Here is a 1,929-nt window from a genome sequence, read left to right as displayed (position 1 = left end):
TGGTAAAATCCCGACTTTATCACATAAAAAAAAGCAAAGGATAGCTATCCCCTTGTGGGACAAGGAGTTTGGCTATCCTTTTTCATTATTTTTCTGTAGTGTATGCAGCCTTTGCGTATCTCTTAAGTTCTTCAAACTTTACGAGACCACGGTTCCACGTAATCCCTAGAAGTTTATTTAACTCCTGCATATCTGGACTCTCTTGTAATCTGTAGTAATCGTCTTGTAGACGTGTCGCTTTCGCACTGTTTAATGCTCTGATCATTCTCTCTGGACTCATAGCCCAGTTTGTTTTGTACTGTAATAGTCGAATGAGAATGAGCGCCATAAAACAAGTTAGGAAATGTGCTTGAATGTGTTCCTCTGTCCAGACATATACCGGACGGCTCTCCAATTCTGTCTTGGTAACCCTAAAGCAATCTTCTATTTTACTTAGTTGTTTATAGGAATCAAGGATTGCTTCATCTGACATTTCAATCTCACTGGTGACAAGGACATTTATGCCGTCAAATTGAGCATCGAAATCTACCTGCTCGAAGTCTATTTGAATGAGTGGAGAGAAGGGTTTGATTTCACCTGTTTCTTTATCTATATAAGTCAAATCAAGGTATTTCTTTCCCCCCTTTTTACTAGTTTGACGAAAGAGTTCCGCGTTGGTCAATTGGCTAGCGTATTCAAGAGCGCCTTCTCTGCGAATCCGTTCGCGATCCGCATATTTTTTATTCCAAGTAATCAAGACTTTCTCTTTTATGATTGGGGAGTCCTTTCGTGTACCTAGTTTACGGTTGCGAATATAGGATTTCTTAGCGAAAGTCTCTTTCGCATTGAAATGCCACCCTTCTGGAGTTAGAATCTGTTCTTGAATATCTTTAGGAGCTCCTTTCTTTCCACGATGCTTTTGTGAAAAGAGCCAGCCATCCCCCTGTTCCAACATGGCTGAAACATTGGTTTTACTGTTCATGGCTTTGTCTGCTACAACCACAATTCGGTCAATCCCAAACTGCTTTTTAACCTCTTTAACTGCTGGGAGATAGGTAACAGGATCCGTCTGATTCCCTCGGAAGAGCTTGTAGCTAATGGGAATCCCGTTTGTATCCATGAAAAGTCCCAGTTGTACAATAGGCTTAGGTCGGTGTTCCTTGCTTGGTCCTCGTCTGCGAAGACCAACTTTGATGATTTCTCCATCATCAGTTTGTTCTTCTATGTCTAGGATATCTGTCTCAAAGTAATAGTTGGTGACATCGTAGAAAACCAGACGTCCTTCCCGATTAGTTAGCCGGCTAATCTCTTGATGGAGATGAAGTTGGATATCGTCTTTGAGTTTATTCAATGTATCAAGGTGGCGGTAGATGGCATTCAAGTTAATATTCCAATCTCCAAATAAATCCGCTTGCGTTTCAACAGTGGCTAATTTACTAGTGGGATTTAAGATTCGTTGAAATACCAGTAGTTTTAAAGCCTTTGTCAAATCGTAATTCGCTTTAGTTTTTACCTGCTTCATAACATGAGGAAGTTTTAATTCTTCAAAGAGATTATCAAAGACCATCCAACCATAGGATTTATCTGGTTCATTCATAGGGGCTAAGAGATCCAAGCTTAGGTGAACCGTAGTATTTTCTGTCAAAGATCCTGCTTTTGCTTCACGCTTTAATCGCTCAAGAATACCTGGTTCCTCCGCTTCTAGATCATCAAGAAGTCCATATTTTTTTATAATTCTCTGTTTTGTTTTTCCATCTATACGGTAACTTTCTGCAAGATAGACATGTGTTCTACCTTCTTTGTTAGTAGTAGTTCGAATAAAAGCCATGCTTATATTATAACATACAACGCCGTACAACACAAGAAAAAGGTTTAAAAAATCGTTGAAAAATTCAATTATATCAAGCAATTGAAGTGGTTTATTAAAAAATTAAGTGATAAAGTCGGGAA

General features: G+C 39.0%; 1 protein-coding gene. It reads right to left on the bottom strand.

Annotated elements, in window-relative coordinates; translation table 11 throughout:
* Positions 1-85 precede the first annotated feature (85 nt).
* The gene (locus K6V43_RS11310) at positions 86-1,807 is read right to left on the bottom strand and encodes an IS1634 family transposase (RefSeq protein ID WP_222383147.1); all 1,722 of its coding nucleotides are present in this window, start codon (positions 1,805-1,807) and stop codon (positions 86-88) included.
* Positions 1,808-1,929: the final 122 nt, after the last annotated feature.

Origin of the sequence: Streptococcus suis (assembly GCF_019794615.1) — a bacterium.
Classification (GTDB): domain Bacteria; phylum Bacillota; class Bacilli; order Lactobacillales; family Streptococcaceae; genus Streptococcus; species Streptococcus suis_AI.
The sequence above is the reverse complement of the archived record's forward strand: the minus strand, read 5'-3'. Positions and strand labels throughout refer to the sequence as shown.